The sequence below is a fragment of the Neisseria sp. P0021.S006 genome (genome assembly GCF_051956895.1).
Window position 1 is genome coordinate 1 of the sequence record NZ_JBQCWZ010000330.1, and the last position, 1484, is coordinate 1484.

Sequence of the window (1484 nt, forward strand, 5' to 3'; positions counted from 1 at the left end):
CCTTTGGCTGGTCGGCGATATTGTCAATCGCGGCCCGAAGTCCTTGGAAACCCTGAAATTTGCCAAAGAGCATGACAGCAGCGTGCAAATGGTTTTGGGCAATCATGATTTGCATCTTTTGGCCGTCGGTTGCGGTGAAGGAACGCTCAAGCGCAGCGATACGGTTGAGCCGATTTTGTCCCATCCCGAGAGTCAATCCTTATTGGACTGGCTGCGTCATCAACCGCTTTTGGTGCGCGGTAACAGGCATGTGATGGTGCATGCCGGTATTTTGCCACAATGGTCGGTTGATAAAGCCGAAAGCCTTGCCCGTGAAGCCGAGGATGAATTGCAAGGTAAAAAGTACAGGAAATTTTTTGGCAAAATGTACGGCAACAAGCCGACTGCGTGGACGGATGATTTGACCGGCTACGAGCGCCTACGGATGATTGTTAATGTCTTTACCCGTATGCGTGCGCTGACGTACAAAGGCGAATTGGATTACGAATATAAATCCACTTTGAAGAAAATGCCGCTTTACCTGCGCCCTTGGTTTAAAGCACCTGATAGGCAGAATTTGGATTATATTACCGTGTTCGGGCATTGGTCGTCGTTGGGCTACGTTAATACAGACCAAGTAATTGCTTTGGATACCGGCGCGTTGTGGGGCGGAGAGCTGACAGCGGTCAATTTGGATACCAATGAAGTAATACAGGTACCGTCTTTGGGCGGATTGGACTGGAAAACGGCATTGAAATAGTTTGGATAAGATAAAAGGCCGTCTGAAATGTTTCAGACAGCCTTTTCGTATTGGTTAATCCAAAGAAGGCAGGAGTTTGTCCGGATTCATAATGCCATAAGGGTCAAGCTGATTTTTGATGGAATGCATCAGAACAAGTTCGGCCTGCGTACGCACACGGGGCAGCCAATGTTTTTTGATGATGCCTACGCCGTGTTCTGCGGCAATCGTACCATGGCAGGCAAGAATGTTTTCATAAACAATGGTATTGACGGCGTCTTCGTATTGGTAGGCTTCGTTGCTCAATACGTTGGGCAGGAATGTATTGTAATGCAGGCTGCCGTCGCCTAAATGTCCGAAGCAGACAATCTGTATGCCGGGAAAGCGGGTTTCCAAGGCAGGGGCGCATTGGCGGACAAAGGTGGCCACTTGGGCGATAGGGACGGCGATATCGTGTTTAATACTGGTGCAGAGTTTGCGTTGGGAAGCGGAAATATTTTCACGCAAGGTCCATAAGTCGGAGCGCTCTTGCTCGGATTGCGCCAAAATGCTGTTTTCCCATCCGTTTTGATAGAGAAATTCGGCAAGCTTTTCATCCAGTCCGGCATCGGGAACAGAGTCTGCAAGTTCAATCAAAATATGCCATTCCGCATCAGCAGGCTTTTTGAGTTGGCTGAATTCCGAAGATAAATCGAGAGCAAAGCGGCTGATCAGCTCGAAGCTGGTCAAGTGCTCGGCAAAATGGCCTTGCACCGCAGTCAAAAGT

The 1484-nt window shown here is 48.9% G+C and carries 2 protein-coding genes; one reads left to right on the forward strand and one right to left on the reverse strand.

Annotated features, from left to right (window positions below; translation table 11 throughout):
* On the forward strand, positions 1–739 hold a 739-nt coding region (locus ACTHUM_RS13830), incomplete at its 5' end, for a symmetrical bis(5'-nucleosyl)-tetraphosphatase (RefSeq protein WP_440403149.1).
* A 54-nt stretch (positions 740–793) separates the two neighbouring features.
* Here the strand turns inward: ACTHUM_RS13830 and ACTHUM_RS13835 are convergent.
* On the reverse strand, positions 794–1484 hold a 691-nt coding region (locus tag ACTHUM_RS13835), incomplete at its 5' end, for an FAD-binding oxidoreductase (RefSeq protein WP_440403150.1).